The 13,182-nt window shown below is 36.9% G+C and carries 13 protein-coding genes; 2 read left to right on the top strand and 11 right to left on the bottom strand.

Features of this window, described 5'->3' with window-relative positions; genetic code table 11:
• Positions 1-127: 127 nt before the first annotated feature.
• Entirely contained in the window at positions 128-769 is a 642-nt protein-coding gene (gene trmB / locus BK580_RS05450; protein ID WP_078379352.1) for a tRNA (guanosine(46)-N7)-methyltransferase TrmB, read from the bottom strand.
• A 157-nt stretch (positions 770-926) separates the two neighbouring features.
• Here trmB and BK580_RS05445 point away from each other — a divergent pair, with 157 nt between their 5' ends.
• Positions 927-1,205, top strand: a complete 279-nt coding sequence (locus BK580_RS05445) for a YtzH-like family protein (protein WP_078379351.1) — start codon at positions 927-929, stop codon at positions 1,203-1,205.
• Here the strand turns inward: BK580_RS05445 and BK580_RS05440 are convergent.
• The 6 genes from BK580_RS05440 to thpR all read right to left on the bottom strand — a co-directional run bounded on the left by BK580_RS05440 (position 1,200) and on the right by thpR (position 7,193).
• On the bottom strand, positions 1,200-1,994 hold the full coding sequence (locus tag BK580_RS05440; RefSeq protein WP_211279075.1) for a phosphotransferase family protein: 795 nt from the start codon (positions 1,992-1,994) through the stop codon (positions 1,200-1,202). The two genes, BK580_RS05445 and BK580_RS05440, sit on opposite strands and share 6 nt — an antisense overlap.
• A 262-nt stretch (positions 1,995-2,256) precedes the next feature.
• The gene (gene pulA, locus BK580_RS05435; RefSeq protein ID WP_078379349.1) at positions 2,257-4,407 is read right to left on the bottom strand and encodes a type I pullulanase; all 2,151 of its coding nucleotides are present in this window, start codon (positions 4,405-4,407) and stop codon (positions 2,257-2,259) included.
• A 70-nt stretch (positions 4,408-4,477) separates the two neighbouring features.
• Positions 4,478-5,413, bottom strand: coding sequence for an NERD domain-containing protein (locus BK580_RS05430; RefSeq protein WP_078379348.1), 936 nt, complete (start codon positions 5,411-5,413; stop codon positions 4,478-4,480).
• A 135-nt stretch (positions 5,414-5,548) separates the two neighbouring features.
• Entirely contained in the window at positions 5,549-6,235 is a 687-nt protein-coding gene (locus BK580_RS05425) for an LrgB family protein (protein WP_235863996.1), read from the bottom strand.
• A gap of 1 nt (position 6,236) precedes the next feature.
• A complete protein-coding gene (locus tag BK580_RS05420; RefSeq protein WP_078379346.1) occupies positions 6,237-6,623 on the bottom strand; it encodes a CidA/LrgA family protein in 387 nt (128 codons plus the stop codon).
• 9 nt (positions 6,624-6,632) lie between these two features.
• Positions 6,633-7,193, bottom strand: a complete 561-nt coding sequence (gene thpR / locus BK580_RS05415) for an RNA 2',3'-cyclic phosphodiesterase (RefSeq protein ID WP_078379345.1) — start codon at positions 7,191-7,193, stop codon at positions 6,633-6,635.
• 173 nt (positions 7,194-7,366) lie between these two features.
• On the opposite strand from thpR, the gene cysK reads away from it, so the two are divergent.
• On the top strand, positions 7,367-8,302 hold the full coding sequence (gene cysK, locus BK580_RS05410; RefSeq protein WP_078382651.1) for a cysteine synthase A: 936 nt from the start codon (positions 7,367-7,369) through the stop codon (positions 8,300-8,302).
• A gap of 102 nt (positions 8,303-8,404) precedes the next feature.
• Here cysK and BK580_RS05405 read toward each other — a convergent pair whose 3' ends face one another.
• The 4 genes from BK580_RS05405 to BK580_RS05390 all read right to left on the bottom strand — a co-directional run bounded on the left by BK580_RS05405 (position 8,405) and on the right by BK580_RS05390 (position 12,966).
• The gene (locus BK580_RS05405) at positions 8,405-9,589 is read right to left on the bottom strand and encodes an MFS transporter (RefSeq protein ID WP_078379344.1); all 1,185 of its coding nucleotides are present in this window, start codon (positions 9,587-9,589) and stop codon (positions 8,405-8,407) included.
• 110 nt (positions 9,590-9,699) lie between these two features.
• Positions 9,700-11,112, bottom strand: coding sequence for a dipeptidase PepV (gene pepV / locus BK580_RS05400; RefSeq protein WP_078379343.1), 1,413 nt, complete (start codon positions 11,110-11,112; stop codon positions 9,700-9,702).
• Between the two features lie 4 nt (positions 11,113-11,116).
• A complete protein-coding gene (locus tag BK580_RS05395) occupies positions 11,117-12,256 on the bottom strand; it encodes an ABC transporter permease (protein WP_078379342.1) in 1,140 nt (379 codons plus the stop codon).
• Positions 12,253-12,966, bottom strand: coding sequence for an ABC transporter ATP-binding protein (locus BK580_RS05390; RefSeq protein ID WP_078379341.1), 714 nt, complete (start codon positions 12,964-12,966; stop codon positions 12,253-12,255). Before BK580_RS05390 ends, BK580_RS05395 begins: the two co-directional genes overlap by 4 nt.
• Between the last annotated feature and the right edge of the window lie 216 nt (positions 12,967-13,182).

The following is a 13,182-nucleotide window of genomic DNA, read 5'->3' as shown; positions in this document are numbered from 1 at the left end:
TGTCTCTCCCTTCATATATCTCTACCTTTATTTTACCAAAGAAAAGAAGAAAGCGCCTTCATAAGGTGAGAGAATATAAAAGGATTACCCCTTTTGTACTAACCACAAAAAGAGTAATCCCTTTATATTAATTCTGATATTTCACTTCACAACGATAAATAGGATGTCCAAGACTTGAAAATTTCTGTTCATATTCTGTCATAATATTGCCTTCAAAGTCACTGTTATGCAAATCGAGGCTAACATAATTAAGAAGTAATCCGTATGAGGAAAAACTCATTAAAGAATACTCAAATAATCCTCTATTGTCTGTCTTAAAGTGTATTTCACCTTGACCTATTAGGACGGTCTTATACAAATCCAAAAAATCTTTATAAGTTAATCTTCGTTTTTCATGACGTCCTTTTGGCCAAGGATCAGAAAAATTAAGATAAACTTGCGCTACTTCCCCTTTTTCAAATATTTCTGTAAGCTTTTTCGCATCCACATTTAACAACTTTACATTTGGAACAGCTGCATCTACAGCACGTTCTAATGCTTTTACAATCACGCTCTCAAACAATTCTATACCAATATAATTAATAGCAGGATTCGCCTTTGCCATTTCCGTGATAAAAGTGCCTTTTCCTGTTCCTACCTCTATATGAATTGGGTTGTTGTTTCCAAATATTTCTGACCAGTTTCCCTTATTGCTTTCCGGGTTTGGGATACAATAATAAGCATTTTCGGCAATAAAGTCCTTTGCCCATGGTTTATTTCGAAATCTCATTCTTCTGTCACCTCATTAGTTGATAATAAATTTTTCACGTCTTGCCCTTTTTCACAGAAAAAAACCGATCTAAAAGACCGATTCTTTTGTTGTGTATAAGAATGATAATAAGACAAAAGCTAGTTAATATATTTTATTTAGAAAAGGAGTGCATGTTATGCCGTTGAATTATCATGATCAAATACATCTATTAAAGGATATTTTGGCGGATCATCAAATTGATTGCTGTGGTTCTGTTGCCGAATATGAGCAGCTAGAACGAGTGATTAAATCGTTAATGGTTAATAACGAGATTGATCAAGATGTAAAAAATGTACTAACCGACATCTATTCATACAGCCAAGCTGGAAAAAATTCAAGCAATGTAAATGAACACGTTCAATCACACCAAGGACAGTTTACAAGCTGGATTGATAGCATTGATCAATACTCATAGTTCAACCGGAAGTAAACGTTCCAAATAATTTAACCAATTCAACTTTTCTTTTTCAATATTTTTCTGATGATACCATTGAACGGATAGAATCGTTTGCGCAATCACGTACCAGTGCATACGATGACGTAAATCATCTGTTAACTCTATCCCATAAGTAGCTAACCAATCTTGCCAATCCTGTTCAGGGATATACCAATAAAGAAGCATGCATAAATCTATCGCAGGATCCGCGATTACTGCACCATCCCAATCAATGAGGAATAGCTCGTTGCTATGTGATAAAAGCCAGTTGTTATGATTTAAATCACTGTGACAGACCACTTTGTCTTTATATTGAACATTAGTGACCTCTTTAAGTAAGAAGTCTAATGACTTTTGAATTACACTTAATGAGCGTAAATCTGTAGCCATTCCACTTTTTATATCATTTAAAATGGTGGATGGCTCCACAGGTTCTTTCCCAAGACGAGTGAGCATATCAAGTAGCTCTTTGGAGTGATGTATTTTATGAAGAAGTTGTGCCACTGTTTCTTTGTTCATATCACTCGGCTTTAATTCTCTGGCACTAATCCAATGTTGGGCTGTAATGACATCCCCATTTTCCAACCGCTTTGTCCAAACTAGTTTTGGAACAATACCCTCTGCAGATAGAACAGCCAAGAATGGCGATGAATTCCTTTTTAAGAAAAGCTTTTTCCCATCATTTTGAGCAAAATACGCGTCTCCTGTTAACCCACCAGCAGGACTGATTTTCCACTCATCACCTAATAAATGTTCCAACCATTTCACCTTCAAATTCAACACAACTTTTCATCAAAAATTAGAAAAGCACAAGCGCATGTAAGCCTTCATTTAGGTTTGAGGCGCTGGAGCTCTAAAGTACATATTATGTTAAAGAAAAATTTTCTCACTTTGCTTTAATCCATAAGTGCTATATATAAATGCTTCAAAATAGTTAACAAGCAAAAAAACAGCTATTGAGGTAATTCACAATAGCTATCCTATAAATTTTATCGTTATTTCCCAATTAAATCAAGTCCTTGTGGAACAATTAATATTGCCCCAGAACAACTGTACTGATTGGTCCTACCATTATTTCCTTCTTTACCTTCTGAACGGCATTGAAACTTACTTTAGCCTCATACACCAAGACATCCCATTCTGAATCATTTGGTAGCGCTACCGTTTCTGTCTGCAGTCCGTTATGAAATATGACGAGTAATTGATTCCATTTACCGTACGACTTTACATCATTTAGACGACACATTAAAAGATGCCCTTTTTCTATTGGGAAAGTCAGATGTTTTTTAATTTCTAGACTGGTAGAAAATCGAAATGCCCCATGACTTTTTCTGAGTTGTATCAGACCTTTAAAATATTCTACTTCATTTGAATACTTCTGCTTTCTTTCCCAATCGAACCAGTTAACGGAATCTGGTGACTTATAGCTATTTTCTTCTCCCTTTTTGGTCCGAAAGAACTCTTGTCCCGCGTGAAGAAAGGGGATACCTTGAGCAAGTAGAATAATGGAAGTGGCGAGCATCTGACGGGACTGCCGTATTTTTTCATCCTCATGGCTAACGCACAAAGCCATTTTATCCCACATCGTATGATTATCATGCGACTCGACGTAATTTACCGATTGAGTCGGCTCTAAAAATAATCCTTTAAAATGCGGATCAAAATTTATACTTCCTGAAAGCGATTGCTTTAGAGCTTGAGTTTTATGGGTATTTCCCAACGAAAACCCACGATCAAATAAATTAAAGGTACTGCCCTTTATTGAATCTCGAACCATATCGTTGAAAAAAGCAATACCTGGCATTTTTTTTGCATTGATAATCATTGCCTTTCGATCTGTCTGTAAAGGGGTGTTTAACTCCCAACCTTCTCCTAAAAGTATTGCCCCAGGCTTATGGGTATCCACTAAACTCTTAATAGCGTTCATCGTTTGGATATCTAGAATTCCCATTAGATCAAATCGAAATCCATCAACATCATACTCTGTTAGCCAATGTTTTATGGAGTCTAAAATAAATTTGTGTACCATTTTTCTTTCTGATGCAATATCATTGCCTACTCCTGTTCCATTGGAAGGCATTCCATGTACGTCATGTCTGAAATAGTAACCTGGTACAATTTTTTCAAAAGCAGAATCCTCTCTCACATAAACATGATTGTATACGACATCAATAATGACTCTTAATTCATGTTGATGAAAGGTAGTGATAAGCTGTTTTAATTCTAAAATCCTTGAGTACGGATCGTTCGCATCAAGTGCATAACTTCCTTCTGGTACATTGAAAAGCAAGGGGTTATATCCCCAGTTATAGGCCTTTTCTGGTTCTGCTTCATCTACCCCACCATAATCATTTACTGGAAGAAGCTCAACATGAGTTACCCCTAATTCTTGAATATAAGGTAGGCCAGTTATTCCCACTTCTGAAGAATAGGCTGGTTGCTCAGAAAAAGCAGCGTACTTCCCTTTTTGGTTCATTCCACTCTTAGGATGTGATGAGAAATCACGAATATGCAATTCATAAATGATAGCATCAGTTGGCCTTCGGAATGGAGGAAGTGGTATCTTAGGGAGATTTATTTTTTCCTTGCTAATGATTACACCAGCTTCACTGTTTATCGTTACTGCTGTAGCATACGGATCAACCGCTTCTCTCCACACTAAATTCACACAGACAAGATACGTATATAAGAACCCTTCTAAATCTCCTTGAACCGTGATGCGCCAGATACCTTTTTCTTCTCTAATTAAACTGTAATAAATAAGCTCATTACTATCGGGAGCATTCAGTTTAATTTTGACAGCGGTTGCTGTAGGAGCCCATAGTGTAAAAACGGTCTCGCCAGGATAATAAGTGGTTCCTAAATCTTCCCCATCATAATAATAGGCTTCATCAAAGGCTTCCGTTCTAATAACCGCGCCTATTTGGAGATCTGTTTTTCTACCATGTTCATCTTCCACCATATACTTAGAACCAATTAAGATAGGTATCTTTGTTTCACATCTATATTTCACATAATCAGCCAATTGGTTTCTTTCTATAATCTGCAGCTGGTGTCTCTCTTCTTGAAAAAGGAGGGTAAAATGAGTGGATTCACCATGATGACGTTCAGTTGGTAAAAGAATCGTAATACTAGCCAATTCATCTAAATAAGCTTCAAATTCTCTTTTAATGAAAATCACATCTGTAACCTCCCTTTTAAACAGCCAAATACATGAGTCTGCTCTTTATTTGTATTCCTCTATGATCATATTATTTCCATTCAGGTCGATCCACATATGTCGATTGACAATGGGAAAGCAATGCACCAGCAGCCTTTAGTTGGTTATGTTTAAGCGGTAATTTATTGGCGCGCATCTTCTCAAACCATTTATCATAACTTCTCTTATCCAATACCTGTATATCAGAAGGACCCTCTGTACTGTCTATATATCCATATGGATGCAACAAAATCTTTGTCACCGGAAAGTCTATCTCATGTTGAGATAGCACATTCTTTATTATAGACCCCATTCTATTTATACTAATCGTTGGATTAACAATTTTTCTTTCCTTTTCCTTCTCTCTAATTGTCCAAAATCTATCAGTGTTTCCGAGGATGACGCTATTTTTCTCTTCTTCCATAAAATAAATAGTTAATATCTCTGTAGGAGTAATAAGAATTATCTCTAATTCAACTGGAGCTTGTTTTACTAAGAAAATAGGTTTATACATTACGAAAAACGTATCAGGAAACCGTTGTAAAAAATAAAGCAACGTTGATTCGCGCTTATAATTTTTTTGTAGATAGGACATATGTCGAATAGTAGAACTCGCCCACTTTAACTGAATAGGTAAGATAGCATTTAAAAAAAGCTGTTTCTTTTCTTCTGGACTTTTTTGTCCTATTAGCTTCGGTAACTCCCATTCTTCTAAATCCCTATCCGTTTGATTGATTTTCCCTACAGGAAGCTCTTCATCCATTTCTTCTTTCTTTTTAAAAGAGTTTATGAGTGCAGTGAATTTATTTTGCTTTATCGGTTCTTCATCTTCCAAAGAAAATGAAGTGTTTATTTCAGCCACTAGATCTTTCTGTTGTAAAAAAACTTCCCATTGTTGTTTTTTCAGCCGAATAAATTGACTGGGATAACGATACACATCCACTTCATAACGAGAAATATAATCTTGTAATTTAATTAATTGCCCCACAGGCTGTCACTCTTTTCTATAATATGTTAAAGCTTATCTTTAATTTCCACACAATATTGATGGAAAAAGAAAGCGAACACCTGGCACGGAGATCAACAGGAAGTTTAAAGCTGACACTGTATTTTCAAGGTAGCCCTATAATAAATAATGAATAGCCATTGGTAAAATTAACGCGTACACTACAGCAGATAATGTCATACTAATAGAACTAAAGGCCGCCTCTTCTACCCCATACTCCAACGCTTTTGCAGTCCCTATACCATGAGCAGCACTACCATACCCTACCCCTATTCCTAAATAGTGGTGAATATGAAATATCTTTAATACTAATGGTCCGAAAACCGCACCCATTATGCCACTAATCACAACAAAGGCAGCAGCCAAACTAGGAATTCCACCAGTTAATGCGGCAATGTCCATTGCAATCGGAGAAGTTACGGATTTCGGGAGAAAGGTCGCAGAATAAGATAAATTTAATCCTGCTACTTTAACAAAAACAAAGCCTGAGATAAACCCAACCAAAATGCCAGTAAACACTCCTGCGAATAAAGGTAGTCGATAATGGTAGATTTTCTTTCTATATTTATACAACGGATACGCTAACGCTACCACTGCAGAGCCCAGAAGCTCATTTATCCATTTCCCCCCAGTCATATATGTTTCATAACTTGTATTAGTGACAAGAAGCAGTAAAATTAACAAAAGAGTCGTAGTTACAACTGGAACGAAAATAGGCATTCGAACACGTTCATAAATTTTTTTAAAGCCTATGTAAAGTACTACTGTAATAAAAATAAAAAATACTCCTGTTACGACTTTCACCTTATAATCCTCTCTTTTTTCCCCATGTTTTATTATCGACATATGCTACCGTTTTTTGACTTACCACACCCGCTGTTCCCATAATTAATAATGTACTGAGTAGCAGCGCCAGTAAAAGAAAAAATCCTTTTCCTAGAAATACATCGAAATAGTTCATTACGCCGACTGTGGCTGGAACAAAAAACAAGGGCATGTATAGCAGTAAACTGTTGGCAGCATTCCCCAAGTATTCCTCTTTTATTATCCCAGTCACAAGCAAGATAAATAATAGAAGCATTCCAATAATGCTTCCAGGAACCGGAATGGCCAAAATGTCTTGAATGAATAACCCTACTTGATAAAATAAATAGAGTATCGCTATTTGCAGTACAAGTTTAATTCCCTTCATTCTCTTCTCCTACTCCTGCTTAAACGGAAATATTTCTTTTTTCTCATACTTTGGAAGCTTATTAAGATGTGTCTCATATAAGATAAATTCACTCACAACGAAACTCTCTGATTTCACTTGCGACTCTATCAGGTTATCCTCGGAAAAAGCTACCCCCTTCCACTTCCTTGCTAACGTTATATGTGGATGAAATCGTCGTTGATCCAAAGAAAAGTCAAGCGCTTCACAAGCTTTATAAAGTTGCTCCCTTAATGAAGACAGGGATTCAGAATTTTCTACGCCATGCCAGAAAATTTTGGGGGCTTGCGGATTTCCGAATGTTCCTAAGTCCTTTAATTTAAGAGTGAATGGCTGATAATTTTGTGCTATCTTTCTCATTTCATTTGTCAATCGCTTTTGATCCTCGTCATTTATGACTCCTAAAAAAGCTAAAGTAATATGTAGATCTTCTGGATGGACCCATCTAGAAAAGCCAAAATCCTGCTGGAGATCCTTTATGTACATCGAGAATCTATTTATTAAACTTTCTGGTAAAGGGACTGCTAGAAAATAATGTGTATGTAAGGACATATATCTCACCTTTCTTATTTTAACAAATAGTTTAACAAATAAATCTACTAAGTAGCAGTGTATGATCGAATAATCTCTTGAATACCACCCTTATCCATCAATTTAATCAGCTTTTTATGATACAATACCTATAATTAACTGGAATATTGATTGTGAAAGGTCGTGTATTTACAATGAAAGTTGTGACGAATATGGCAGATTTAATTGGTCATACACCTTTAGTAAAATTAAACCGAATCGTTCCAAAAGGAGCTGCTTCGGTATACTTGAAATTAGAATTTTTCAACCCAAGCGGGAGCGTAAAAGACCGAGCTGCTTACAATATGATTATCCAAGCTGAAAAAGATGGACTAATAAAACCAGGCGCTACCATTATTGAACCAACCAGTGGAAATACCGGGATTGGTCTCGCAATGAATGCCGCAGCTAGAGGATATAAAGCTATCCTTATTATGCCCGATACAATGTCAAAAGAGAGAATAAACTTACTTAAAGCATATGGAGCGGAAGTCGTTTTAACACCTGGAGAGGAAAAAATGCCTGGTGCGATTAACAAAGCAAAGCAACTTGTGAAAGAGGTGCCCAACAGTTTTATGCCTATGCAATTTGAAAACGAGGCAAACTCCGATGCACATCGAAACACTACTGCCCTCGAAATAATGGATGGGATGAAACTAATTGGAAAACCCTTATCAGCGTTTGTTGCAACTGCTGGGACTGGTGGAACGATTACAGGTACAGGAGAGGTACTAAAAAAACATTATCCAGACTTAACAGTACATGTAGTAGAGCCTGCAGGTTCCCCTGTGTTATCTGGAGGCAAACCTGGAAAACATAAGCTCGTTGGTACTAGCCCTGGGTTTATTCCAGATATTTTAAATCAAAAAGTATATGATGAAATATTCAAAATTGAAGACGAAGATGCCTATGACATTACAAGAAAGTTAGCTGCATTAGAAGGTATATTAGTAGGTCCTTCTTCTGGAGCAGCATGTTATTCCGCAATCCAAGTAGCAAAACGCTTAACTGAGGACGATGTTGTCGTTTGTATCGCCTGCGATACGGGTGAAAGATATTTATCTACGGATTTGTTTGATTTTGGATCATAATAGTGCACAAAGCCGGGCATTTTTCACGCTGCCCGGTTTTTAAATTTGAGGGACATTAAGTTTCAAAATAAAAAGCCTAACCAAAGGGTTAGACTTTTTTAGTCAAGATGCTTTTAATAAAGCTTTCTGATCAACTTGTTTAATAATTATGATTAAGCCAAGCCCACCTAATGTAAGAATTCCAAAAAACAGATAGACATAGGCAACAGAATAATATTCAACAATGAAGCCCCCAAGAAACGTACAAAACCAGCTGCCTAGACCGTTTCCAACAGCAGTATATAAGGAAACAGCTGTGGCACGAGCTGATGTAGGAGCAAGATCACGCACATATTGGAGAGCTGCTGGAATAAACAAGCCTACAGAGAAGCCTTGCGCAATAGTGGTGGCATATACAACCGCAAGTGGCGGCTCAAAGAAATAAAAGATCCATCGAATCGCCGCAATAATGGCAGCACTAATCATAATCTGGTGCAGTCCAAACTTAGCGATCCATTTCCCTGCAATTCGCATGAAAGGTGCTTCACTACCAGCTGCTAGCAAAAAGGCAATACCTACACCTGTTACGGTACCACCAATATCCGTAATAAATAACCCAAAATAAAAATTGTTTGCAAAAACAGGTCCAAAAATCAAAAAAGTTGTAACTAAAAAGAGTACGAACCTCGGCATCTTCATTAAGGTACCGATACCATCACGTACATTAACACTGATCGTTTGGCTTTCTTTCGGAAGAAAAAAGACAACAAACATTCCTAAGAATAACGCCACAGAAAAAGTATAGAATATGACTTTTAAGGAGAAGAAGTCAGATAACCACCCTGCGATTAAAACAGCAATTGCAAACCCCACCGCTCCCCATAACCGAATGGCCCCATAATCCCCCTTTGTGCGCTGTACATAGCTCAATGTGATGCTATCGGAAATAGGAACTAAAGCACTTTGGGAAACTGCTAAAACGAAGGCAATGATAATAAAACCTACATAACTCCCCATTAGAGAAAATAAGAATCCAGAAATGGCAGTAAAACCGAGTGTCCAAATCAGTATTTGCCGCGGTTTTTGCGTATAATCACTCACAACGCCCCAAAGTGGTTGGATCAAAATCATCACGACGGGACTTATGGACATAATCATTCCAATCTGTGAGCCAGAAAGTCCCACATCTTCTTTTAAGTAAACGGTCAATAACGGAAAAAGTGCTCCAAAACTAAAAAAAGTTAGAAAATAAAAACTATAAAAATAGCTATTTTTGTTATGATTATTTTCCCTTAAAGTATCTTGCATCACGAGGAACCTTCTTTCACAAAATAAAAATGACTTTTCTTACAAAAAGAAAAGGTTACCATTTGTAAGTAACCTTTTCATTCTATCACAACCATTATTCAAACATACAATTATTTTGCAAGCTCATAAATCGCTTGTGCATAGATAGCTGTGGCTTTTAGTAAGTCCTCGATAATAATATACTCATCCTTTTGATGCGCAACATCTTCACGTCCTGGAAATAGTGGACCAAACGCTACTCCTGCTTCTAGAGATCTCGCATAGGTTCCCCCACCGATAGACAATAACTCCGCCTTATCTCCTGTTTGCTCTTCATACACTTTTTGTAGGGTTTGAATTAGCGGGTGGTCTTGTGGAACATGATGAGACTTAGAAACTTTGTATTCCACAACCTCGAAACCATAGGAATCTGCTAACTTTTCTAAGGTAACACGCGTTTCATCGGTATTACATGTAACTGGAAAACGAATATTCACACCCAGTTTACTAACTCCACTCTGATTGTAGGAAAATACGCCTGTATTAACAGTAAGGTCTCCGGTAATGTCATCTTGAAAGGAGATACCTAGCTTCTTCCCACGAGAATCAAATGCAAGCTTTTCTTGTACAAATCTAACAAATGCAGCACCCTTTGCATCTAGTGAATGCGCGTGTAAAAATCCAGCTAAAAGGTAGCCAGCATTCTTCCCATTATCCGGCTCCATCGCATGTGCAGACACACCTTTAATCGAAAGGAATAAAGCATTACCTTCTTTCGTGTATCCGCCTTCTACCCCATGTTCCTCTAAATAGTCATTAAATGACTTTGTGAAATCATCTATCGCATTTTCAAACACAACAGTTGCCTTCGCGTGATCTGGAACCATATTTAACCGACGGCCAGCTTCGAAGGTAAGAAGCGTCATCGAACCACGTGTATCTTGATTCGACTCTTTCAATTGAAAAAGAATATCCCCTATCCCCTTTTCAGCATAGATTATTGGGAAATCGGCATCAGGAGCAAAACCTATTGTCGGCATTTCTTCCTTTTTGAAATAATGATCGACACATTTCCAGTTGCTCTCTTCATCGGTACCAATAATGATTCGTACCCTTTTAGATAGTGGCAACTCTAATTCCTTCACAATTTTCAACGCATAATAAGCTGCCATTGTTGGGCCTTTATCATCCATCGCACCACGTGCAAAGATTTTCCCATCACGAATGGTTGCACTATATGGTTCATCAGTCCAACCATCTCCCTCAGGTACCACGTCAACATGGCATAGTATTCCAACAAGATCTTCTCCCTGTCCATGTTCAATATGACCCGCGTAATGATCAACATTTTTCGTGAGGAAGCCATCTGTATTTCCTTTATGTAATAAATATTGCAAAGCCTCCTCAATTCCTTTACCAAAAGGAGCATCAGGAGTTGCTTCTTCTTCATTTAACACACTCTTAATTTGTAAAAAAGCTTGCGTATCTTTAATCATTGCTTCCTTACGTTTTTCAACTTCTTCTAACCAGTTAATACTCTGCATACAATCATCCCTTCAATAAAAAATAAAAAAGAGTGCTCATTAATAAAACAAAACCAACCATTCCAAGGGCTGGGTAGTATAACCACCTTGTCACCTTATCTTGAAAATCATCCTGCAATAGTTTTTTCCCTTTATGCATTTCTAAAAATGGATGGGTCGTTAGCTCATCATATACTATATTTAACCATTCTTTAATGAAAAAGAAAAACGCTAGGAAAACTGCATACTTCAACCAAAGCGGTAGATAAACCATCACAGCAATCGTGATACCGATTAGTTGAAAATAAGAGGTCATACTCTTGAAATTACGTAAGCAATATTTTAAATAAAGTTCACTTAGCCCATTCTCTGGTCGACGGTTCTCAAAAATCCGTTGCGATTTGCGAAAAAACAAGGGTTTGGTACGATTAGAAACACGTGGAACATGTACATATTCAGATGCATAAAAAATCATTCCTACATACTTTTGTTTGATTTTCTCATTCTCAACTACGTCTAAGGAAAAACTATCTGATCTCCAGTAGATAACATAAATAGCAAAAGTAATAACTAGGAAGCTACTATTACCAACCACCCACATATTGTTCACAATGAGTAGATAGCTAATTATCCCCATCGAAACAAAACTTCCAAAGGTAATTACCCTATTCTTCCATCCCTTCCAATAGAGATTGATTAGTGTAGTTAAACCAATCAAAAAGTAGCGCAGTAACAGCACAAAAAGGATAAACATTACAAGAGGAAAGGAATTCGGTAAAATTAAATCAAGCATATAAAAAGAAAACAACGCTAGCAGCAATGACTTAATTCCGTTTGTGAATAGAGAGGCTAGTACACTATATCCTTTTAATTTTTGTAAAATATCTTTTCGGTAGAGAAAAAAGTAAGAATCAGCCTGTTCTACTAGCACTCGAATACTCCCCTTCCAAATAATTAGATAAAGGAAGAACAACGTTAAAACTAACGGAAGTTTTCTGATTATTCCTAATATTGACGAAAAAGAGTCATAAAGAAGTGCACCTAAAAATAAGATAGTGAGGATACTATACAGAAAAATAGTCCAGTCCATTACTGTCTTTGCATTTTTCCATTGGTAGTTCCAATTCTTTTTCCAACGACTTCGATATAGGGTACGTGCATTCATGAAACGGAATCCCTAGTAGATAACGTATAAAAGCAATCCAGAAGGGAAGCTCCAGGCTGCCCGCATGATTCTTGAATTGCTTGCAGCGTACCAGAAGCTTTTACTTTACCATCCGTAAGCAATATAAAACGATCGCATATTTTCTCTGCAGTATCCAACACATGGGTACACATCAAAATTCCTGCACCTCGCTTTTGTTCTTCGGCAAATAAATGTAATAGCTTTTTGGTCGCTATCGGATCTAATCCAATAAATGGCTCATCCACCACATATAAAGCAGGTCGTGCCATTAAAGCAAAAACAAGCATTGATTTTTGTTGCATCCCTTTAGAAAAAGTAGCTGGAGATTCATGTATTACTTTTTCCAAGTCAAAGAGTTCTAAAAGTTGACGAACGCTTCCCTTCCACTCCTCTTCTTTCAATTCTAAAAGGGAGGCCATTAAATCAATATGCTCCCAAAGTGTCATATCGTAGTAGAATACAGGTTTTTCAGGAATATAAGCATAAGACTTATTAGCTGGAAGCGTAACCTCTCCTTCAAAATAAGGGTTCATTCCAAGTAATGTTTTAATCGTTGTGCTTTTTCCTGCTCCATTCGGTCCAATTAATCCGACCATTTCACCAGCAGAAACAGTTATAGCAATATTCTCAATTACCTTCATATCATCATCATAGCCTGCACGTTTAAGATTCACAGTTAGTAAATTCAATAGGTTGGTATCCCTCCTTCTTGTTACCATTACGTAATTCGAGAGAGAAAGTTTCGAATTTTTTAAAAAATTACTAGCAACATTTTGTCAAGTCTTGTAAAATTGTGAATAAGGATTCACATGAGTCTAATTTATCAGAAAAAACTCTAAAAAATGAATTGCATGTAAATATTATGTAAATTAAATCATTATTCTAGAATTTTTTCCCCATAATCG

Source organism: Sutcliffiella halmapala, from assembly GCF_002019665.1.
Classification (GTDB): domain Bacteria; phylum Bacillota; class Bacilli; order Bacillales; family Bacillaceae_I; genus Sutcliffiella_A; species Sutcliffiella_A halmapala.
This window is presented reverse-complemented; position numbering and strand designations above follow the sequence as displayed.